The sequence below is a fragment of the Paraglaciecola mesophila KMM 241 genome (genome assembly GCF_000315015.1).
Classification (GTDB): domain Bacteria; phylum Pseudomonadota; class Gammaproteobacteria; order Enterobacterales; family Alteromonadaceae; genus Paraglaciecola; species Paraglaciecola mesophila.
Genome location: NZ_BAEP01000054.1, coordinates 74,646 through 95,689, shown reverse-complemented (window position 1 = coordinate 95,689; position 21,044 = coordinate 74,646). Strand labels below are relative to the sequence as shown.

The window sequence follows — 21,044 nt, the reverse complement described above, 5'->3', positions numbered from 1 at the left end:
GCCTTGTCACAAAAGGGATTGCGGCGATATCTATAAAGTTAAAATTTTGTGAATATATGCTTGAAGTTCGAATTTAAGCTTGGTATAACGTTTGCCGCATTTTTGTTTTGCGGAAACTCAAATAATAACAATTGAAGGGGATCATATTGTGAATAAGTCTCAACTTATCGACCAAATCGCTGCAAGTGCAGACATTTCTAAAGCAGCTTCAGGACGTGCATTAGATGCATTAACTGATGCTATTACTGCAGCACTTAAGGAAGGTGATCAAGTTGCTCTTGTAGGTTTCGGCACATTCTCAGTGCGTGAACGTGCAGCTCGTAGTGGTCGTAATCCACAGACTGGCGAAACTATTCAAATCTCAGCAGCTAAAGTTCCGTCTTTCAAAGCGGGTAAAGCCCTTAAAGACGCTTGTAACTAAGCAAAGCTTTTCCAAAAAAAAGGCGATGATTTATCATCGCCTTTTGTTTATCTGCTGTTAATTATGATTACGTTTAATATATAATCCTGCCTCTTTAGGTCAACACGCCCTAATAACTAGTAAAAATTCAGCTTATCTAAAGCAACTCATTTGGAGTTAAAAACGAACATGTTGGAAAGAATCAGAGAGGGAACCCAGGGCACTTGGGCCATGGCTATCCTAGGATTGGTGATTTTAAGTTTTGTATTTGCCGGCGTCGGTAGCTATATCAATTCTTCTGCCGAAACAGCGGCAGCTAAAGTTAATGATGACACTATTTCACAAGCCGATTTAGAACGCGCCTATCAAAATGAACGCGGACGCATGGAGTCACAGTACGGTGAAGCTTTCGCTGCATTGACCGCCGATAGCGCTTACTTGCAACAATTTAGGCAGGGTGTTTTGGACCGTTTAATCGGCGACAAACTTCTTGAGCAAGCAGCCATTGATATGGGCTTACGCGTCAGCGATGCACAAATCAAGCAAGCTATTGTAGCGATGCCAGAGTTTCAATTTGACGGCAAATTCGATAATGATCGTTACACCGCAGTATTACGCCAAGCTGGCTTTCAGCCAAACGAATTTCGCGATTACATGCGTGTTGACATGACTCGTCGTCAACTATCAAATGCATTATTAGGCTCTGAATTCACGCTAGCCGCTGAAACAACACAGGCTTATAAGCTTCAACAGCAAACACGAGATGCTCGTTACTTAACCATACCTGCTGAGTCATTCAAAGATGGTATTAACGTATCTGATGATGATGTTGAGAACTATTATCAAGCCAATATCACTCAATTTGATACCGAGCAAAAAGTGAGCTTGGCCTATGTCGAATTGTCGGTAGATGACTTATTGACCGACATCGTTGTTTCTGATGATGAAGCAGAGCAATACTACGAACAAAATATACAAGATTTCAGAACCCAAGAAGAACGCCGCGCATCACACATTCTTATAGAATTCGGTGATGATGAGCAAAGCGCTCGTCAGCAAGCAGAAGATGTCTTATCTAAAATCAACGACGGTGGTGACTTTGCCGAACTCGCTAAAGAGTATTCCAGTGATACATTTAGTGCAGAGAACGGCGGTGATTTAGATTGGTTCAGCGCAGGCATGATGGATCCTGCATTCGAAGAAGCTACTTTTGCGTTGGCTAATGTTGATGATGTATCCAATGTGGTAGAAAGTGAATTTGGTTACCACATCATCAAACTAACGGATATAAAGCCTGAACAGACAAGCCCATTCATTGACGTGAAAGAAGATGTGATCGCTAAGCTTAAATCTGAACGCGCTGAAGAAGAGTTCTATGCTAAGCAATTACGTATGGCAGAAGTTGCTTTTGAAACGCCTGATACACTTGATGAAGTGGCAGCAATCGCTGAGGTTGATGTCAACACAACCGTTATGTTTAGCCAAGACAGTGTTCCAGCAGCGGTTAATTATCCTAACGTTGTTGCTCAAGCATTCTCTGATGAGCTCATTAACGATCAAGTAAACAGCGATGTAATCGAGCTAGGTGACAATCACGTTATGTTCGTGCGCGTTGCTAATTACGAAGCTCAGCGTACTAAAGCTCTTGAAGAAGTATCACCTGAAATTAATGATATTTTATTGGCTGAGAAAGCTCAGCAGGCGGCTAAAGAGTGGGCCGAAACCTTATTAGTTGATATTAAGGCTGAGCAGGACGTCAGCGAAAGCTTGCAAGCTAAAGCTGTTGAGTGGCAAGAGCAGGAAGCTGTTGCTAGAAGCGGCTCTCAGGTTTCTCCAGCCTTAGTGACGGCCTTGTTTAAATTGACTGAGGACAAAGAATCAAACGCGCAAGTGGTTGAGCTATTCAATGGTGATGTCGGTTTAGTCCAACTTATTAAAGTTAATGACGGCACCGAGTTACCAAGCACTGACGTAGCGGCTTTGCAAAATAGATTATCTACAATGCGAGCGCAATTTACCTATGGTGAGTTTATTAATGCACTGCGTGAACAAGCGGATGTAGAAATTTACTAAGCGTTACCTGAAAAACAAAAAAAGGAGCTTCGGCTCCTTTTTTGTTATTTTCTTTTTCGTTGTTTTAGTGTTTTTTATGTGGCTGTTAACCACAGCATCAGCGTATAGAAGGCCGCAATAATAGCGGAGAAAACCAAGATATAGATGAACCCTTGTTTCCCTTGGCGTAATGAAAATCCTCGTAGTCTGAGGTAAGCAAACCATAGCAAACATAAAATAAGTGGCAGTAAAAAAAGTAAGCGAAGCACCGTTTCTCCTTATTAATGGTTTTCCTGAAAGCTATCATAAACAGTTTGTGGCATCGAATATACGTCAATCTAAAGCCTCTCGGGCAAAGAATAATAAAGTTTCAATCTCTTGGCAGATTAATTTCGCGATTTGTTGGGCTTTTGCCAAGGAAACGCATATAATCCGCGCGAATTTTTAATCGCACTTTTTTATTTTGTAATCGGAGACCAATCATGGCCTTAGAACGTACTTTTTCAATTATCAAACCAGACGCAGTTGCTAAAAATGTAATCGGCGCAATCTACAACCGTTTCGAAAGCGCAGGTCTACGCATTGTTGCTTCTAAAATGCTTCACCTTAGCAAAGAACAAGCAGAAGGTTTCTATGCTGAGCATAGCGAACGTCCTTTCTTTGGCGCTTTGGTTGAATTCATGACTTCAGGTCCAGTGATGGTTCAGGTTTTAGAAGGCGAAAACGCTGTTCTTAAGAACCGTGAAATCATGGGTGCAACTAATCCTGCTGAAGCACTTGCTGGTACGTTGCGTGCAGACTACGCTGCATCAATCGACGAAAATGCGTGTCACGGTTCAGATGCGCCTGAGTCAGCAGCACGTGAGATTGCATACTTCTTCTCTGACGAAGAAATTTGCCCACGCACTCGTTAATTTTTTTAACGATTGTAGGTAAGGGAGCTTAGGCTCCCTTTTGCGATCTAAACGCGCTAGAACGACCAACAAAATGGTAGTTTTCGCATAAAAAATGTACACTAGTTTCTTTTATTTGAGGTACCCCGTTCCATGTCAGAAGTGATGTCAGCAAAACCGACTAAAATTAATTTACTCAACTTTAACCGAGCGGGTTTAAGAGAGTATTTTAGTTCGATTGGCGAAAAGCCATTTCGTGCCGACCAAATGATGAAATGGATTTATCAAGCTGGGGTGTCAGACTTTGATCAAATGACTAATTTGAACAAAGCGTTACGTGAAAAGCTCAAAGCACAATGTGAAGTCAAAGCGCCAGAAATCGCCTATCAGCAAGGCGCAAGTGATGGTACGATAAAATTTGCGTTACGCCTAGAAGGTGGACAAGAAGTCGAAACTGTGTGGATCCCAGACGCGGACCGCGCGACTTTATGCGTGTCGTCGCAAGTTGGCTGCGCCCTAGAATGCACTTTTTGCTCGACTGCTCAGCAAGGCTTTAACCGCAACTTAAGTGTGTCTGAAATTATTGGTCAGGTGTGGCGCGTAGCAACGACCATCGGCTTATCTAATGATAGTGCCAAACGTCCCATAACTAATGTGGTCATGATGGGGATGGGCGAGCCACTGTTAAACTTGAAGAATGTGGTGCCGGCGATGGATTTAATGCTTGATGATCTCGCATTCGGTTTATCAAAACGCCGTGTGACCTTGAGTACTTCAGGAGTGGTACCAGCACTCGACATGTTAGGCGATCAGATAGATGTCGCGCTGGCTATTTCGCTGCACGCCCCAGATGATAAATTGCGTGACGAAATAGTGCCAATCAACAAAAAATATCCTATTCAAGAATTTCTGGCTGGGGTGCGCCGTTATCTAGCCAAATCGAATGCTAACCAAGGTAAAGTGACAGTAGAGTATGTCATGCTCAACGGTATCAATGACAGTACCGACCAAGCCCATGAACTGGCGAAAGTATTGGCAGATACACCGTGCAAAATTAACTTGATTCCGTTTAATCCTTACCCAGGTTCTCCTTATAGTCGCTCGAGTAATTCACGCATTGACCGCTTTGCGAAAGTGCTTTCGAGTTACGGTTTGATGGTAGTCGTGCGTAAGACTCGAGGTGATGATATTGATGCAGCCTGTGGTCAACTTGTGGGCGACGTGGTTGATAGAACTAAACGGATGTTGAAAAAACAGATGAAGGGTGATGAAATTTCGGTAAAAATGGAACATTGAGTATTAACCGAATGATCCCTATGAATGTTTTCCGCTTTTTCCGAGTAATGAGTGTCATTTTGATTTTCGCCTTGAGTGCTTGTGCTAGCCAAAATGCTGGGTCAGGCGCTGATGACTTCGATAAGCAAAAGGCCGCAAAGACACGCTTATCTCTAGGGCTAACCTATCTAGAAAACGGTAATTTCAGCCAAGCTAAATTTAACCTTGATAAAGCATTGTCCTTTGCTCCAGAAATGGCAGATGTGCATTACGGTATGGCATATTATTTTCAGAACGTCGAAGAATATGGCTCTGCCGCAGCGTCATATAAAAAAGCCATGGAGTTGGCGCCTAAAAATGCCGATATCGCCAATAGCTATGGTGCGTTTTTGTGCTCACAAGGCGATTACGAACAAGCCAAAGTTTATTTCTTCAAAGCATTGAATAGTGATATTTATAATTCATCCGCAGAAACCTACGAGAACTTAGCGCTGTGTAGCCAAAGTCAAAATGCGTTAGCCGATGCGATCGACTTTCTCGAAGATGCGCTAAATCATCAACCAGGCCGGGCTAAAAGTTTATTCTTGTTAGCACAAATGCAGTTGCAGGCCAATCGCTTTGCCGCAGCGAGAGATAGCTTGCGTCGCTATGAAAAAGTGGCATCCGTTTCTGCTGACAGTTTGTGGTTAGCGGTAAAAATAGAGCAGGGCGCCGGTTCGCCAAATCGAGCGAGTGATTACGCAAATATGTTGCTGAGCCTATATCCAGACTTTCAGCCAGCCAGGGATTATATTAATGGCATTGCACCAATGGACTCGCCCTTACAGACTGTTAACGTGCCAGCGGTAGAGCCTAGAAAGGATGCTGCCCCGTCAGATGTAAAAGCAAGTCAATATCACGTTGTTACGGCGAAAGAGAATCTTTATCGCCTTTCTTTGCAATATAACGTTAAGATGAGCAAACTTATGGAGTGGAACAACATTTCTGATCCTGCTTCCATCTATATCGGGCAAAAATTGATGGTTGTTGAACCCAAATAGCCATCCCTAATCATTATTAAGAGTAGCGTTAGTTAAATGAGTGAAGAAGTACAACATATGGAAGAGTCTCAGGTATTCGGTCCAGGACCTGTATTGAAGGCTGCGCGATTAGAAAAAGGTTTAACGGTAGAGCAAATTGCAGGCCTGATCCATTTAAAGCCGAGCTTAATTATCGCTTTAGAGAACGATGAATACGACCCTAGTATCTCGATGACTTTCATCAAGGGCTATCTTAAATTGTATGCTCGTCAGGTTGATGTATCAGAAGCTCAAGTGCTCGACGGGTTAGATAACCTAGATGCCCATAAAAAAGAACCAGCCAAATTACAAAGTTTTTCCCGTCGAGTGGCCCATCAAGCTAACGACGATAAGCTTATGTTAGTCACTTACCTTATTTTGGCGATAGTTGTCGCGCTAGTTGTTGTCTGGTGGTTTCAACAGGGTGACAACGACACCGCAGGTACGTTAGATACCCCCATTGTACAAAGTGAAGCACAAAATAAAGTAAAAAGTGAACAGCCTGCCGCTATCCAAAGCGATGTTGAAAACGACACTGCCGTTATCGCTACTGGAGGTATTAACGAGTCAGGTTCGAGCTCTAAAGATATGGCCCAAGAAATGGCTGAAACAGCTCGTGATGAATTAAGTCAAGGTAGCGAGCTTGATGCAAGTGGAAGCCTTGAAGATAGTAATAGCGCTTTAGTCCCTAATATTGCATCACCTAAAGACGGTGTTGCCCCAGCGCTAACCGCAAATAATGAAAGTGCTTCTGCGTCACTAGACCCTCTATTCTCTGCTACCGCACAAAACGAGCAAACTGGTGAATTAGTTGATGTGGTTTTCACGTTTGCTGAGGATTGTTGGGTGAGCGTTATTGATGCCACCGGAGAAACCATTGCTGTCGGGGTTAAAGTAGCGGGCCGTGTAATGAGTATTTCCGGAGTCGCCCCCTTTGAAGTCATTTTAGGGGCACCAAGTGTGGTGCAAATTCGGTACGCGGATGAAGACCTAGATATGTCATTTTTAGCACCAAATAGTACGGCTAAATTTACTTTACCTCGGTCTTAATTAAGCCATTAAGTAGTATGTGCTGAGCTTAAGCTCTCAGTACACGTTTGACCTTATCAAATTGAGTTAGGAAACAGCATGTTTGCAGAGTCACCAATAAAGCGCAGAGAATCAACTAGGATCAATGTGGGTAGCGTTCCTATTGGCGGGGGAGCACCTATTGCGGTGCAATCTATGACCAATACGCCGACCACAGATGTTGAGGCGACCGTAGCGCAAATTAAACGCATTGTGGCGGTGGGCGGCGAAATCGTGCGTGTATCTGTACCCACCATGGATGCAGCTGAAGCGTTTAAATTGATTAAGCAGCAAGTTAATGTCCCTCTGATTGCAGACATCCACTTTGATTATCGAATTGCTTTAAAAGTCGCTGAATACGGTGTTGATTGTCTACGCATCAACCCAGGAAATATCGGCAGTATGGAGCGCGTGCGTTCAGTTGTTGATTGTGCCCGGGATAAAGGCATTCCTATTCGTATAGGTGTTAATGGCGGTTCATTAGAGAAAGACCTTCAAGAAAAGTACGGTGAGCCCACACCTGATGCACTGGTTGAGTCAGCCATGCGTCATGTTGATATTCTCGATAAACTCAATTTCGATCAGTTTAAAGTCAGCGTTAAAGCCTCAGACGTATTTTTAGCGGTAGGCGCCTACCGTGAATTAGCCAAAAAAATTGATCAACCGTTACATCTTGGTATTACCGAAGCAGGCGGCTTGCGTGCTGGCGCAGTGAAAAGTGCGGTGGGCCTGGGAATGTTACTTGCCGAAGGCATAGGCGATACCATTCGTATTTCGCTGGCGGCTGACCCAGTTGAAGAAATCAAAGTGGGTTTTGATATTCTAAAATCGCTTCGTATTCGCTCACGTGGCATCAATTTTATAGCCTGCCCAAGCTGCTCTCGCCAAGAGTTCGATGTAATAAGCACAGTGAATGCATTAGAAACACGCTTAGAAGATTTATTAACCCCTATGGATGTGTCGATTATTGGGTGCGTGGTTAATGGACCAGGTGAAGCTGAAGTCTCAGATTTGGGCTTAACAGGCGCGCGCAATATGAGCGGCTATTACGTGGATGGCAAACGCCAAAAAGAACGTTTGTCGAATGATGATCTGGTTGATCAACTGGAAAAGCGCATTAGAGCGAAAGCTGCATTGCTTGATAGCAGCAAGAAAATCGACGTAAAGCATCTAGGATAATTGCCAACTTAGGCAAAAAAACGTGATAAAGCGGAGTCTTCGTTTACGTTTACCTACAACGCCCCTATAATACGGGGCTTTTTAATACTATCTAGTCAAAGAGAATCTCCTTAGTGTCTAAACAAATACAGGCAATACGAGGCATGAATGATTGCCTTCCTGAACAGTCAGGCTTATGGCAATGGGCTGAAAAAGCGATCCGTGAAGTCGTTGCCAGTTATGGTTACCAAGAAGTACGCACGCCCATCGTTGAAAGCACCGATCTTTTTAAGCGCTCTATTGGCGAAGTGACTGATATTGTCGAAAAAGAAATGTACACCTTCGCAGACCGCAACGACGACAGCTTAACGTTGCGTCCAGAGGGTACGGCCAGTGTTGTTCGCGCCGGTAATGAACATGGTTTGTTGTATAACCAACAGCAACGTTTATGGTATTTAGGGCCTATGTTTCGCCACGAACGCCCACAAAAAGGTCGTTACCGCCAGTTTCATCAGTTCGGTGTAGAAGTATTCGGGCTAGCCGGCCCAGACATTGACGCTGAAGTAATTGCGCTTAGCGCCCGTTTATGGAAAAAATTTGGTATCTCAGAGCAGGTGACCTTAGAGCTTAATTCATTAGGTTCAAATGAAGCGCGTGAAACCTACCGCAAAGCCCTAGTTGAGTTCTTACTCGCTAGAAAAGAACACTTGGATGAAGACAGCTTACGCCGATTGGAAAGCAACCCTTTGCGAGTGCTTGACAGTAAGAATCCACAAGTACAAGCAGCTATTACAGATGCACCAAGCCTGATTGATTACTTAGATGCTGAATCTAAAGAACATTTTCACGCTTTGTGTGAACGTTTAGACGCCTTAGGTATCCAATACCGAGTTAATCCGCGTTTGGTGCGAGGGCTTGACTACTACAACCGTACGGTTTTTGAATGGGTGACTGATAGTTTAGGTGCCCAAGGCACTGTGTGTGCAGGTGGCCGCTACGATGGTCTTGTTGAACAGCTAGGCGGTAAGTCTACTCAAGGCGTTGGGTTTGCTATCGGTATGGAGCGTTTAGTGTTAATGCTGCAAGCAAGCGGTGCAGAAGAGTTTGTCGCGTCTCCAGTGGATGTATACGTGACGGCTATGGGTGACGAAGTCGAGTTATATGCGCTTAAAATTGCAGAAAGTTTGCGTGACGTTATGCCAACCCTTAGAGTACAGACCCATTTTGGTGGTGGAAACTTTAAGAAGCAAATGAAACGTGCAGATAAAAGTGCAGCCCGAGTTGCTTTAGTGTTAGGTGAAACCGAACAACAAGATGCACAAGTCAGCATTAAGTTTTTACGTGAAGACAAGCCTCAAATTCGCATTGCTCGCTCAGAACTTGAGTCGACATTGGTTGAGTTGTTTTCGCTTTAATACGATTTAAATAGATAATTAGTCGCTGCTCATAGTCGAAGCGGTGGTGCAGTGAGAGGAAGTTGCGATGGAACATTACGAAACAGAAGAACAACAAGTTGAAGCGATTAAGCGGTTTTGGAAAGAGAACGGTACCGCCATTATTGTTGGTGCAGTTCTTGGTTTAGGCGGCCTGTGGGGATGGCGTTATTACAACGATGAGCAAATCGCCACAAAAGAACAAGCATCAGCGGCATTTGAAACGCAAACCGCTGCTTTGCAGGCGCAGGACGCCAATTTTGGTCAAGCTAAAGCCTATATTGATGAAAACAGCGATACAGGTTATGCCGTACTAATGGCGTTTCAACTTGCCCAACAAGCAATTGATCGTAAAGATCTGAACGAAGCAGAAAAACAACTTTCATTTGCCGCCGCTAATAGTGAAAGCGACGCGGTGAACGCGTTAGCAAATTTACGTTTAGCTCGTGTGCAATTAGCATTAGAGCAACCTGAAAAAGCACTTGCTAGTGTGGATAAAGTCACCTCAACGGCGTTTAACGCTCAGCAGCAAGAAATTAAAGGCGACATATACGTTAAGCAAGCAATGTTTGACAAAGCACGTAGTGCGTACAGTGCAGCTGTGGCAGCAAATAGTGCGAACACTGTGGTTAAAATGAAGCTTGATAATTTGGCTCTTGCGGCGAACGGGTAAGGATTTAAACGTGAAAAAAGCATTACTGCCCTTAATATTGATTAGCACCTTTGGTTTATCAGCCTGTAGCACGATTTCAGGATGGTTTACCGATGATGAAGAGCTAGAAATCCGTATCCTTAAGCCGATTGATTCTCAGTTCACACCCACAACATTATGGGATACCGATTTGGGTGATGGAATAGACCATTACTTTTCTCGATTGAAGCCTGCTGTTGCCTATGACATGGTATTCGCAGCAAATCGCCAAGGCAAAGTGGCTGCGTATAATAAAGAAACCGGTAAAGAAATCTGGACGAAAAACTACGCCGTTTACAACCATGAAGGTTTTACCTCTAGTATCACCAATCTGTGGTCTAGTGGTGCTTCTGCAAAAATCGCAGGTGGTTTAGCGGTTGCTTATGAAACCTTATTTTTTGGTACAGAGAACGGCGATGTGACAGCCCTTGATGTGCATACAGGCGAAGAGAAATGGTCTGTTACGGTCAAAGGAGAAGTATTAGCGGCTCCCGCGATTGATGAAGGCGTTGTCGTTATTAATACTGGCTCTGGCACCATGTTTGGTCTAGACGCTGAGTCAGGCGAACAGATATGGTCTTACGAGTCTGATGTTCCTCCATTATCGTTACGTGGTATTGCAGCGCCTGTGGCGGCAAATGGAGGCGCCATTGTGGGTACAGCGTCTGGCAAACTAGCTGTTAACATTTTAGGTACAGGGCAAACCGCATGGGAGCAACCCATAGGCTCTGCAACTGGTGCGACTGAGCTTGACCGCATTGTTGATATCGACAGCAAGCCGTTGGTGGCTGGTGGCGTTATTTATGTTATTTCTTTCGATGGTAGCTTAGCGTCAGTAGAGCTTAGAAGTGGCCGCACGATATGGAAGCGTGAGTACAAATCCTATCGTCGTTTAACCCAAGCAGGTAATACGTTGTTTGTGGTCGATTCAGACAGTAACGTGTACGCACTTGATGCTAGAAATGGTATTGAAAAGTGGAGCCAAAGCGCCCTTAAAAAACGCTTGCTTACCGCAGCTGAACCCATTGGTGAATACTTGGTTTCGGGCGACAAGTGGGGCTTCTTACATTTCTTTAATCAAACTGACGGCAAAATTGTCTCTCGGGTTGATGTAGGGGGAGATGACGAAGATGAGAGTATATATAGCGCCCCAGTGGTTGATGGCAATATGCTGTATACTCAAACTCGTGATGGCAAGTTAGTGGCGATTCAAGTGCCCTAATTTGGCCCATAGTGGCTTGTGTCACGTTGATAATATTAATCGGCTTGGGATGTTCCTGAGCCGTTTGCGTTTTAAGGATTGTGAAATATGTTACCCGTTGTCGCCTTAGTTGGCCGCCCTAATGTGGGTAAATCCACGTTGTTTAACCGCTTAACGCGTACGCGCGATGCGTTAGTTGCGGATTTTCCTGGATTAACCCGAGATCGTAAGTACGGTCAGGCTAACTATGAAGGCTTACAGTTCATCGTAGTAGATACCGGTGGTATCAGCGGTGATGAGCAAGGCATTGATATGGCGATGGCCAACCAATCATTAATGGCCATTGATGAAGCTGATGTTGTTTTATTTTTAGTCGATGCCCGCGCGGGTTTAACGGCTGCAGATCAGGGCATTGCCGACCACCTACGTAAACAGAATAAATCTGTTTACGTAGTGGCCAATAAAGTCGATGGAATTGACGGTGACAGTGAAAGTGCCGATTTCTTTGCGTTAGGCTTAGGGGATGTTAATCAGATAGCTGCAGCCCACGGTCGCGGTGTCACGCAGTTATTAACTCATACTTTAATGCCGTTATCAGAACAATTTCCTGATATGCAAGTACCAGAAGATGAAGAAGCCGATGAAGAAATCGACGCTGAAAAGCAACTGGAAAAGTTACTGGCATCGCCGATTAAATTGGCAATTGTGGGGAAACCAAACGTAGGTAAATCCACACTGACCAATCGTATCTTAGGGGAAGAGCGCGTGGTGGTGTATGACCAACCAGGCACAACCCGTGACAGTATTTTCATTCCTATGGAGCGAGACGGTCGCGAATATGTACTGATCGATACGGCAGGTGTGCGCCGTCGCCGCAGTATTTCAGAGGCCGTTGAGAAGTTCTCTATTGTTAAAACGTTACAAGCGATTGAAGAAGCAAACGTTGTGCTTTTAGTGATAGATGCCCAAGAGGGAGTGACAGATCAAGATCTGAGTTTGTTGGGTTTTGTGCTTAATTCTGGGCGTTCATTGGTGGTCGCAGTGAACAAGTGGGATGGCCTAGCAAAAGACGTTAAAGATGAAATTAAACGTGAACTTGATAGACGTTTAGGCTTTATCGACTTTGCCCGATTGCATTATATTTCAGCTCTGCACGGTACCAATGTTGGGCATTTATTTGAATCGGTTCAAGAAGCGTATAACAGCGCCACGAAGCGTATTAATACCTCAATGCTGACACGTATCATGGACATGGCTCAGGCTGATCACCAGCCGCCTGTTGTGCGCGGTCGTCGTGTGAAAATGAAGTATGCCCATGCGGGGGGGTATAACCCACCGATTATTGTTATTCACGGAAATCAGGTGAAAGACTTACCAGATTCATACAAGCGCTATATGATGAACTACTTTCGTAAATCATTAAAAGTCATGGGTACACCAATTAAAGTGGAATTCCGCGAAGGCGCAAACCCATTCGAAAGTAACACCAATACCATGACAGACTCCCAGCGCCGTAAACGTAAAATGTTGATGCGGATGCACAAAAATAATAAGTAAGCATAATAGACAACAAGTCTTAGCTACCTGTCTTGTTAAGCATGTTTAGTAAAGCAAAAAGCCCCTTGATCGATTGACGAAGATTAACGGGCTTTTTTGTTTTTATAGGCTCACTGCCAACACGGGTTATACCAACTCCATTAAATAATTCGCCCAGTGGGAATACCCCTGCGGATTCTGCACTGCGTTCTCGGTATTTGAAAGGGAACAACCATTCCTGTACACCGACGCCTTGTCCAAAACCCGCAGGATGAATTCTGAGAGGGCAATTACTTAATGGAATTGGTATTAATTCACCGTACTTTTGGTTTCACCATCAGCAAACCGATTGGTGATCACATCGCCCCTTACTAAATCTTTTTGGCTTTTTACTACGTTATCGTCTTTAAAGGTGATGCTGTATCCCCTTGCTAAAGTTGATAAAGGACTGACGGTGTCAAGAAGGTGGCTGGCATTAGCGAGCTTTAAATGACGTTGCTCTACGCCACGGCGCCACGCTTGGGTTAATCGCTGTGACAACAAGCTGTGGGTGTTCTGTTGTTCTTTCAATAATGCCATGGGCGAAAACTGTGACAGCTTGCTGATACGGCTATCGCAGGTTTGCTTGGCGCGCATTAATCGAGTTGTCATATTATGGGTGATAGCGGTTAGCTGGTTATCGACCCGTTGCATGTGTTGGCGAAGTTGATTTTTAGGGTGATAAGTATTGAGTTCTTGTGTTAGCGACTGCTGCTGATATTGTAGTTCCTTGAGCAATGTACGGGTATTTTTGTATAACCTGTCACGTTTAGACGTCAATGCGCTTAGCATCTCAATTTGTGACTGACTGACTAATTCCGCTGCTGCCGATGGGGTAGGGGCGCGTAAATCAGCCACAAAGTCAGCAATGGTGATATCCACTTCGTGGCCCACAGCGCTCACAATGGGCAGCACACTGTAATGAATAGCCCAAGCTACATTTTCTTCATTAAAGCACCATAGGTCTTCCAATGAGCCGCCGCCGCGCCCGACGACAAGTATGTCTACTTCATTTCGCCGGTTGGCGATTTCTATCGCCCGGCAAATTTGCCTACTGGCGTTAGCACCTTGTACTTGGGTAGGATAAATAATGACTTCGACAGCTGGGTTACGACGTTTTAACACCGTTAGAATATCGTGCAGCGCAGCGCCCGTCGCAGATGTGACTACACCAATTCGGCTAATGCTGTTAGGTAATGGTTGCTTGTTCTCATTGGCAAATAAGCCTTGTGCAGAAAGAGCCTGTTTTAGCGCTTCGAACTGGCGCTTAAGTTGACCTTCACCCTCTGGTTCAAGGTGCTCAACTATCAGCTGATAATCTCCTCTTGGCTCATAAATGCTCAAATTCGCCCGTACCAATACTTTGTCGCCTTCTTTCGGGCGAGTCATGACTTTTCGATTAGCACCTTTGAACATCGCGCTTTTAATTTGAGCGCGGTTGTCTTTTAGGGTGAAATACCAATGTCCTGAACTGGCAGCAACGAAATTTGATATTTCAGCGCTCAGCCAAACTTGGCCTATTTCAGATTCTAAAACCGAGCGAGCGAGATGATTTAGCTTACTTACGGTGAAGATATTTCGGTTTGCGGGTGACGCACTAAACATAAGGCACAAAATCTTAAATAAATAACAGGATTGGAGTTTACCTGATAAGGTAAAGCCGCTACAATTGCGCCGCAATAAAAACCCATTTAACAGGTGTTGTTGCATGTTACGGATCGCTAAAGAAGCTCTTACGTTTGATGATGTGTTGTTAGTGCCCGGGCACTCAACCGTTCTCCCCCATACCGCTGATTTGAAAACCAAATTAACCCGCGGTGTGACGCTAAATATCCCACTTATTTCAGCTGCTATGGATACTGTATCCGAAGCGCGGCTTGCTATCGCCCTAGCGCAAGAAGGCGGCATCGGCTTTATTCATAAAAATATGCCAGCTGAAACTCAAGCCGATCATGTTCGTATGGTGAAAAAATACGAAAGTGGTGTGGTATCAGACCCTGTTACCGTCTCGCCAAACGCCACCATAGGTGAAATTAACACACTAAGTAAGCACCATGGCTTTTCTGGTTTCCCTGTTGTGGATAAAGACAACGCCTTGGTAGGTATCGTTACTGGACGCGATTTACGTTTTGAAAATCGCTTAGATCAACCCATTTCGTCAGTGATGACTCGCAAAGAAGATTTGGTAACGGTAAAAGAGGGGGCTGATTCGGACCAAGTGCTTGAGCTAATGCACGAACACCGCATCGAAAAAATCTTAGTGGTTGATGACGCTTTTCGCTTAACCGGTTTGATTACGGTTAAAGATTTCCAAAAAGCGGAAAGTAAGCCTAACGCTTGTAAAGACGAATTGGGCCGTTTACGTGTAGGCGCTGCCGTGAGCGTTGGTGCAGGTACTGATGAGCGCATTAAATTGTTGGTTGAAGCTGGCGTTGACGTATTGCTGATTGATACTTCGCATGGTCATTCCCAGGGAGTTATTGATCGGGTGAAAAAAGTCCGTGCTGACTTCCCTGACGTACAATTAATTGCAGGTAACGTAGCCACAGGTGCAGGTGCGAAAGCCCTAGCCGATGCGGGTGTTGATGCTGTGAAAGTGGGTATCGGCCCAGGCTCTATTTGTACTACGCGTATTGTTACTGGTTGTGGTGTACCGCAAATTACTGCGGTTTCTGACGCCGTTGAAGCGCTTAAAGACACTGATGTACCGGTTATCGCCGATGGTGGTATTCGTTTCTCTGGTGACATTGCTAAGGCAATCGCTGCAGGTGCTAGCTCGGTAATGGTAGGCAGTATGCTAGCCGGTACCGAAGAAGCGCCGGGGGAAGTAGAATTATATCAAGGCCGTTATTACAAGTCGTACCGCGGCATGGGCTCACTTGGAGCGATGGATCAAAACAATGGTTCGTCGGATCGTTACTTCCAAGACAGCAACAGTGCTGAAAAATTGGTACCAGAGGGCATTGAAGGTCGTGTCGCTTATAAAGGCCCTATCTCAACCATTATTCACCAACAAATGGGCGGCTTGCGCTCAGCAATGGGATTGACGGGGTCAGCCACCATTGACGACATGCGCACCAAAGCAATGTTCGTTAAAGTGACGGCGGCCGGCATGGGTGAGTCTCATGTACACGATGTAAGCATTACCAAAGAAGCGCCAAACTACCGCTTAGGTTAATGATTTAAACTGACTACTGGGCTGGTTATAACCAGCCTTTTTTTATCGCCACTGCGCTAATAACACGAGTACCAAGATGACAACAAACATTCACGACCAACGCATACTCATTCTCGACTTCGGCTCTCAGTACACTCAACTTATCGCACGTAGAGTGCGCGAAATAGGTGTGTACTGTGAATTATGGGCATGGGATGTGACCGAAGAGCAAATTCGTGAATTTAATCCAAACGGTATTATTTTATCTGGTGGACCTGAATCCGTTCACGCAAAAGACTCGCCGCGTGCGCCGCAATATGTATTTGATGCGGGTGTCCCCGTATTTGGTATTTGCTACGGCATGCAAACCATGGCCGAACAGTTAGGCGGTGCCGTGTTAGGCTCAGATATGCGAGAGTTCGGTTATGCTCAAGTGGAAGTGGTTGAGCAAATGGCATTACTGAATAACATCGAGGATCATGTTAGCCCCAATGGTAACGCGTTGCTTGACGTATGGATGAGTCATGGTGATAAAGTGGCGGCGGTACCGGACGGGTTTATCACAGCAGCGAAGACCGATAGTTGCCCATTTGCCGCGATCGTACACCCCGAAAAACAATTCTACGGTGTACAGTTTCACCCTGAAGTGACGCACACTCGCCAAGGTCAGCGTATGTTGTCGCATTTCGTATTAGATATTTGTCAGTGCGAAAAACTTTGGACACCTGGTGCAATCATCGAGGATGCAGTTGCGCGCATGAAGAAGCAAATCGGTGATGACGAAGTTATTTTAGGGTTGTCTGGTGGTGTTGATTCGTCTGTCGTAGCGATGTTGTTGCACCGCGCGATTGGTAAAAACCTGACCTGTGTATTTGTAGATAACGGCTTATTACGTTTAAACGAAGGCCAACAAGTTATGGACATGTTCGGTGATCATTTTGGACTTAATATCATCAAAATTGATGCAGAAAAGCGCTTTTTATCTGCATTGGCCGGTACGGATGAGCCTGAAGCAAAACGCAAGATCATAGGCCGCGTATTTGTTGAAGTGTTTGATGAAGAATCAAAGAAACTCAAGAATGCTAAGTGGTTAGCACAAGGCACGATTTACCCAGATGTTATCGAGTCAGCTGGCTCTGCTACCGGTAAAGCTCACGTAATTAAATCGCACCACAACGTTGGTGGTTTACCTGACGATATGGCTATGGGCTTAGTAGAGCCTTTGCGTGAATTGTTTAAAGACGAAGTGCGAAAAATTGGTTTAGAGCTGGGTTTGCCTTATGACATGTTGTATCGCCACCCATTCCCAGGGCCGGGTTTAGGCGTTCGGGTTTTAGGTGAAGTGAAAAAAGAATATTGTGACCTGTTGCGCCGCGCTGATGCCATCTTTATTGATGAGTTACACAAGCACGACTTGTACAATAAAGTGAGTCAAGCGTTTACGGTTTTCTTGCCCGTTAAGTCAGTAGGCGTCATGGGTGATGCACGTAAATACGATTGGGTTGTTTCATTGCGTGCAGTAGAGACGATTGATTTTATGACCGCGCATTGGGCCCATTTACCTTACGAATTTTTAGGTAAAGTATCGAACCGTATCATCAACGAAATAGATGGTATTTCGCGAGTGGTGTATGACATTTCTGGCAAACCGCCAGCGACTATTGAGTGGGAATAGTTTTTCTTGTGAATAAGGCCAGTATCTCTGGCCTTTTTTATTTTGTATTCAATATCTTACTTTGAGTAACCATTATGGCGTTAAAGCCAACGATCTATAAATTCAAAATCTCTTTGTCTGATCTTAATCGCGACTATTACACTGCGCTTAATTTAACTGTTGCGCAGCATCCATCAGAAACCGTGGAACGCATGATGGCCAGGGTACTTGCATACTGCCTAAACGCCGATGAGTTGTTGAGCTTTACCAAGGGGCTTAGCTCCGTTGAGGAGCCGGACATTTGGTTGCGCGGTCTAGACGATCAATTACATTTATGGATTGATGTAGGGGAGCCTGCCCAGGAGCGGATCAAAAAAGCCAGTCGCATGGCCAAAAATACCAAAGTGTATAGTTTCAATAGTAAATCTGATACTTGGTGGCAACAGAGTCAATCGAGCTTTTCGGCGTTACCTGTGCAAGTATATCAATTCCCTTGGGAAGACATTCAAGCGCTGGCTAAGTTAATTTCTCGTACCAGTGATATGTCGTTCACGATTACTGGCGACTCGACTTACATTACCACCCAAAATGGGGAAGTGGACATTATTTGTCGCGAACTTCAGGCGTAATACACTGTCAGTTGTAGGGTATAACAACAGGTAGGAGCAGCGGTATTGCTGCTGATATTAACCAAATTAGGTTTGCTGATTTGCTTGTTCGCAGGCAAAATGCTGGCCCATTTATTATCCGTAAGTAGTTTTCCTTCATGAATGAAAAGTTTGACTCAATTCGTCCATTTAACGATTGCGATTTGCCCCAGGTACTGGAGCGACTAATCCGTAATCGGCAACTCATGGACAGTTTAGTTGCCTTTCGGTTTTCTACCTGGCCGCGCTTTTGTTATCCGCTATTAAGAGCGGTGACTCGGTTGTATTTGTCTAAGCGGCGCAGCAGCATTAAAAGTCTTCGCGACTTTCAAGTGTTGGTCGAACCCTATATGGAGCGCATGATCGAGCAAACGACGGACAGTTTCAGCGTATCTGGTCTTGAAGCGTTGGATCTAAGCCAACCGTGTATTTTTGTTAGTAATCACCGTGATATCGCTTTAGATCCTGCCTTCGTCAATTGGTCACTGCATTTAAGCGGACAAGACACGGTTCGAATTGCCGTAGGGGATAATCTACTTAAGCAAGATTGGGTAGCAGACTTAATCCGCTTGAATAAATGCTTTATCGTACATCGCAGCGCCAAAGACAGGCGACAAAAGCTGGCCGATGCTAAGTTGCTCAGCGAATATATTTTTCATACGTTAAAAAATGATGCGCAACATATTTGGATTGCCCAAAGGGAAGGACGCGCAAAGGATGGTGTGGATGCAACGAATCCCGCTATTATCTCTATGCTCAGTTTGAATAAACCTAAAGAGCAACCTTTAGCAGATTATGTTCGCAGCTTGCGGATTGTACCTGTCTCTATCTCTTATGAATTCGACCCTTGTGATTTAAGTAAAGCAAAAGAATTACACACTACAGAAGTAGAGGGAAGTTACGATAAGGCGGATAGCGAAGATATTCGCAGCATAGTCGATGGAATAGTGGGTTTTAAAGGTAATGTGCATGTGGCATTTGGTAAGCTTCTAGATGCTGAATTTGACAGTGCTAAAGGCGTAGCAGAGCAAATCGATAGCCAGATAAAACAAAATTACCAACGTTTTGCAAGCGCTGATGCGGCTGTTGAGTTGTTGGGAGAAGTTAACATTGAGAGTGACGGTTCGTTTACTCCAGCCGAAGTCGATGAAGCCAAATTACATTTATCTTCTCGCTTAAGTGAAGAGTCCGCAGAAATTAAACGCAAAGTGTTGTCTATGTATGCGGTGCCTATTACTCACAAATAGGCTCAGGATAAACAACTCGACAACAAAAAGGAGCCAACTCAATAAGAGGTGGCCCTTTTTCGCTGGGTTTTTTTTTGGATCTCAGGCAACTCTGTCTTTCTTTAGATCATCGAACTGACGGTGTAAGTCGTATTTTTCATCGGTTACAATTTTTTCTAATGTTTCGATGCGCTCTTTTAAATCGGACACTTGCTTCGCTAATTCAGCATCTTGTTCGAGTGCGGCTTTATTTTTTTTCTTGGTTTTTGTTCCATTGGTTAGTTCAACAATGGCCCAACAAACTATAGCAACGATCGCAACGGCGGTGATGTTCATGTCTATTCCTCAAATCTATGTGTTAAAATAGTATCCATATTTATATAGTACTAAGCAATTCGCTGACCAGAATTAAAAATCCAATATTATCAATTGTTTAGCAGTTTATAGAGAGTTTCATTAGTGTCTTGATTGGTTAATTTGACGAAATATTTAATCTATTTCACCAACTTCATGTCCCTGCATACAATAAATTTAAGAGTAAGATGAGTTTAGAACAAGATCAACTTTGGATGCGTCACGCGTTAAGCCTTGCAAGTAAAGCAGCACAGGCAGGGGAGATCCCCGTAGGGGCAGTGTTGGTTAAAGATCAGCAAATCGTTGGGGAAGGTTGGAATCAGTCTATCACGCTCAACGACCCATCAGCTCACGCTGAGATGCTGGCGATAAGACAAGCTGGCATCAATGTAAAAAACTATAGATTAATAGATACCACCTTATACGTGACGTTAGAGCCATGCACTATGTGTGCGGGTTTATTAGTTCACAGTCGCATTAAGCGTGTAGTGTTTGGTGCTTATGATGCGAAGACGGGCGCCGCCGGTAGTATCATGGATGTGCTTAACGATACGCGTTTAAACCATCAAGTAGAGGTACAAGGTGGTGTTTTAGGTGAGGAGTGCGGTGAAACGATATCGGCTTTTTTTCGTCAGCGCCGTGCGCAAATTAAAGCCAACAAGCAAAAAAAGGCTTAGTTAGCTATCGCAGTTGCCCATTCTTCAGTCAATTCTGTCATTTGATACTGCTGACGGCGGCTGATGACTTTGCTGTGTACACGCTTTAATAATTGACGACGTCGGCTGGTATTTGCAACACGACTACGATTATTGATGGTGGCTCTTTTTTTCATTCTTTTTTCCTTTCGTCTTTTCTCTTATATTTTTTTCTTCATACCAATATTGCTAGTGTGCTCGTATTTCAATATGCAATATTTCTGTCACTAATGATGCTTAACATTCTTTGTTTGTAAGGTCGCAACGTTGAATGTTCATGTTTCAGTAAATGAACTTTTTACGCTGTAGTTCTACTGCCAAAGTACCCAATCAGATCTTTTCTGACTAATAATAGACACCCGAAAGAGTATTTATGTTCACTAAAACATAATCTAACAGTTGATTGTGAATGAAAAATGACAGCTAAAAATAGTGGATGTAATGTTGTAAAATAAAGTGTACTTAAGAAGGGTAAAGCTCAGATTTAGTCGATAAAAGCGTTCCAAG

At 44.3% G+C, this 21,044-nt stretch carries 19 protein-coding genes; 16 read left to right on the top strand and 3 right to left on the bottom strand.

What is annotated here, in order from left to right:
• Window positions 1-130: 130 nt before the first annotated feature.
• From GMES_RS12725 to der, 11 genes are all read left to right on the top strand, one after another.
• A complete protein-coding gene (locus GMES_RS12725; RefSeq protein ID WP_418889522.1) occupies window positions 131-421 on the top strand; it encodes an HU family DNA-binding protein in 291 nt (96 codons plus the stop codon).
• 168 nt (window positions 422-589) lie between these two features.
• Window positions 590-2,473, top strand: coding sequence for a SurA N-terminal domain-containing protein (locus tag GMES_RS12720; RefSeq protein ID WP_039987395.1), 1,884 nt, complete (start codon window positions 590-592; stop codon window positions 2,471-2,473).
• Between the two features lie 461 nt (window positions 2,474-2,934).
• Window positions 2,935-3,366, top strand: a complete 432-nt coding sequence (ndk, locus tag GMES_RS12715; protein WP_006993112.1) for a nucleoside-diphosphate kinase — start codon at window positions 2,935-2,937, stop codon at window positions 3,364-3,366.
• Between the two features lie 132 nt (window positions 3,367-3,498).
• Window positions 3,499-4,641 carry a dual-specificity RNA methyltransferase RlmN gene (locus GMES_RS12710; RefSeq protein ID WP_006993111.1) on the top strand — a complete coding sequence of 381 codons (1,143 nt, stop codon included), beginning with the start codon at window positions 3,499-3,501 and terminating at the stop codon, window positions 4,639-4,641.
• Window positions 4,642-4,652: 11 nt separating this feature from the next.
• A complete protein-coding gene (gene pilW, locus GMES_RS12705; RefSeq protein ID WP_006993110.1) occupies window positions 4,653-5,660 on the top strand; it encodes a type IV pilus biogenesis/stability protein PilW in 1,008 nt (335 codons plus the stop codon).
• A 36-nt stretch (window positions 5,661-5,696) separates the two neighbouring features.
• Window positions 5,697-6,728, top strand: coding sequence for a RodZ domain-containing protein (locus tag GMES_RS12700; RefSeq protein ID WP_006993109.1), 1,032 nt, complete (start codon window positions 5,697-5,699; stop codon window positions 6,726-6,728).
• A gap of 78 nt (window positions 6,729-6,806) precedes the next feature.
• Window positions 6,807-7,925 carry a flavodoxin-dependent (E)-4-hydroxy-3-methylbut-2-enyl-diphosphate synthase gene (gene ispG, locus GMES_RS12695; protein WP_006993108.1) on the top strand — a complete coding sequence of 373 codons (1,119 nt, stop codon included), beginning with the start codon at window positions 6,807-6,809 and terminating at the stop codon, window positions 7,923-7,925.
• A 113-nt stretch (window positions 7,926-8,038) separates the two neighbouring features.
• On the top strand, window positions 8,039-9,319 hold the full coding sequence (hisS, locus tag GMES_RS12690) for a histidine--tRNA ligase (protein ID WP_083879610.1): 1,281 nt from the start codon (window positions 8,039-8,041) through the stop codon (window positions 9,317-9,319).
• Window positions 9,320-9,386: 67 nt separating this feature from the next.
• Window positions 9,387-10,010: a YfgM family protein gene (locus GMES_RS12685; RefSeq protein WP_006993106.1), complete on the top strand. Its 624-nt coding sequence runs from the start codon at window positions 9,387-9,389 to the stop codon at window positions 10,008-10,010.
• A 10-nt stretch (window positions 10,011-10,020) separates the two neighbouring features.
• Window positions 10,021-11,250 carry an outer membrane protein assembly factor BamB gene (gene bamB / locus GMES_RS12680; protein WP_006993105.1) on the top strand — a complete coding sequence of 410 codons (1,230 nt, stop codon included), beginning with the start codon at window positions 10,021-10,023 and terminating at the stop codon, window positions 11,248-11,250.
• A gap of 87 nt (window positions 11,251-11,337) precedes the next feature.
• The gene (gene der / locus GMES_RS12675) at window positions 11,338-12,786 is read left to right on the top strand and encodes a ribosome biogenesis GTPase Der (RefSeq protein WP_006993104.1); all 1,449 of its coding nucleotides are present in this window, start codon (window positions 11,338-11,340) and stop codon (window positions 12,784-12,786) included.
• Between the two features lie 288 nt (window positions 12,787-13,074).
• On the opposite strand, the gene xseA is transcribed toward der, so the two are convergent.
• Window positions 13,075-14,409, bottom strand: coding sequence for an exodeoxyribonuclease VII large subunit (gene xseA / locus GMES_RS12670; RefSeq protein WP_006993102.1), 1,335 nt, complete (start codon window positions 14,407-14,409; stop codon window positions 13,075-13,077).
• 103 nt (window positions 14,410-14,512) lie between these two features.
• Between xseA and guaB the strand changes: the two genes are divergently transcribed.
• The 4 genes from guaB (at window position 14,513) to GMES_RS12650 (ending at window position 19,509) form a co-directional block, all read left to right on the top strand.
• Window positions 14,513-15,982, top strand: a complete 1,470-nt coding sequence (gene guaB / locus GMES_RS12665) for an IMP dehydrogenase (protein ID WP_006993101.1) — start codon at window positions 14,513-14,515, stop codon at window positions 15,980-15,982.
• A gap of 76 nt (window positions 15,983-16,058) precedes the next feature.
• On the top strand, window positions 16,059-17,636 hold the full coding sequence (gene guaA / locus GMES_RS12660) for a glutamine-hydrolyzing GMP synthase (RefSeq protein WP_006993100.1): 1,578 nt from the start codon (window positions 16,059-16,061) through the stop codon (window positions 17,634-17,636).
• A gap of 74 nt (window positions 17,637-17,710) precedes the next feature.
• Window positions 17,711-18,244 carry a YaeQ family protein gene (locus tag GMES_RS12655; protein ID WP_006993099.1) on the top strand — a complete coding sequence of 178 codons (534 nt, stop codon included), beginning with the start codon at window positions 17,711-17,713 and terminating at the stop codon, window positions 18,242-18,244.
• A gap of 137 nt (window positions 18,245-18,381) precedes the next feature.
• Window positions 18,382-19,509 (top strand): 1-acyl-sn-glycerol-3-phosphate acyltransferase, encoded by a 1,128-nt coding sequence (locus GMES_RS12650; RefSeq protein ID WP_039987388.1) that lies wholly within the window; start codon window positions 18,382-18,384, stop codon window positions 19,507-19,509.
• Window positions 19,510-19,590: 81 nt separating this feature from the next.
• Here GMES_RS12650 and GMES_RS12645 read toward each other — a convergent pair whose 3' ends face one another.
• Window positions 19,591-19,824 carry a hypothetical protein gene (locus tag GMES_RS12645; protein WP_006993097.1) on the bottom strand — a complete coding sequence of 78 codons (234 nt, stop codon included), beginning with the start codon at window positions 19,822-19,824 and terminating at the stop codon, window positions 19,591-19,593.
• 206 nt (window positions 19,825-20,030) lie between these two features.
• On the opposite strand from GMES_RS12645, the gene tadA reads away from it, so the two are divergent.
• Window positions 20,031-20,519: a tRNA adenosine(34) deaminase TadA gene (gene tadA, locus GMES_RS12640; protein ID WP_006993096.1), complete on the top strand. Its 489-nt coding sequence runs from the start codon at window positions 20,031-20,033 to the stop codon at window positions 20,517-20,519.
• Here the strand turns inward: tadA and GMES_RS22695 are convergent.
• Entirely contained in the window at window positions 20,516-20,674 is a 159-nt protein-coding gene (locus GMES_RS22695) for a hypothetical protein (RefSeq protein WP_006993095.1), read from the bottom strand. The two genes, tadA and GMES_RS22695, sit on opposite strands and share 4 nt — an antisense overlap.
• Window positions 20,675-21,044 lie beyond the last annotated feature (370 nt).